1 protein-coding gene is annotated in these 1062 nt (G+C 50.4%); it reads left to right on the forward strand.

Going from position 1 to position 1062, the window contains the following annotated elements; all coding sequences use genetic code 11:
- The coding region (locus BG32_RS03335) for a DUF234 domain-containing protein (protein ID WP_147434812.1) at positions 1–390 on the forward strand (390 nt) is incomplete at its 5' end.
- Positions 391–1062: the final 672 nt, after the last annotated feature.

Below are 1062 nucleotides of genomic sequence, written 5' to 3' on the forward strand. Positions count from 1 at the left end.
GAAAGACTGTTGAGCATCCTGAAAGATACCGAAAACAAGTTCTTCTCGCTCACATATGAGGATTTAGCGCGCAGTGCCGTCATGTGGATTAGCGGATCGAACTACTTCGAAATTGGTCGCTGGTGGGATAGAAACGCCGAAATCGATCTGGTGGGCATGAACAGAGAAGAGAAACGAATATTATTGGGAGAAGTCAAGTGGAGTGAAAGGCCCGTCACCACTGATATTTTTGCAGCATTGCGTGAAAAGGCATATCTGCCACGATGGGATGAATTCAAAGAGAAGGAGTACGCTATCTTCAGCAGATCTGGATTCACCAAAGCTCTAGTTGACGAGGCTAAGTCCGATCGATCTCTAGTGCTTTTTCACGGGGACAAGAGAATAGTCTAGATCCTGTGATAAGCGCACGTCTTTCGAAAAATCTGTCAGGAAGAAACGTCTTCGAGAGTTTGTTAATCTTCTGATGAGAGGAATAGAAATCGAGAAGCCAGTAACCTTCGGTGGCGAGTCAGGACTTCGTCGGAAAGCGAAAATGGAAACTGACGAGTTCAATTAGACCCGCTGAGTGCTGGGAAGTGACGTCCTCCGTTGACCGTCCAAGAGCATGGACCCGTCCACCGAAAGGATCAAAGGTCAGATCCTGAACAGGAGCTTTTCAGGATGACAGAATAGTTGGTTCTCACAGCCTAACATAATGCCCCTCGAAGGATCTTTCCTCCTGGCGAAGCCAGCCATGCGTCCCCGGATGCTTTTCCGGGCATTGCGTCCGCCGATGATCTTCGGCGCATCACTTCCCGGGATGATCTTCCCGGCACAGCGTCCTGCCGAAGGCAGCAATTCATACCACTATGGTTCATTCACCTTCGGTGGCCAGTCGCACTTCGTGCGGCCAGTCTTTGCTTCGCAAAGGCCAGTTCCGACTTCGTCGGGCACAAGACCCATCAACCGAAAGGATCAAAGATCAGATCCTGACTAGAAGCGCGTCAGGATGACAAAGTGAGCTGGTTCTTGCAACCTAATGTCCTGCTCCTAGAAGGGTTCTCCCTCCTGGCGAAGCCAGCC

The organism is Mesotoga sp. HF07.pep.5.2.highcov (genome assembly GCF_003666285.1).
GTDB lineage: Bacteria > Thermotogota > Thermotogae > Petrotogales > Kosmotogaceae > Mesotoga > Mesotoga prima.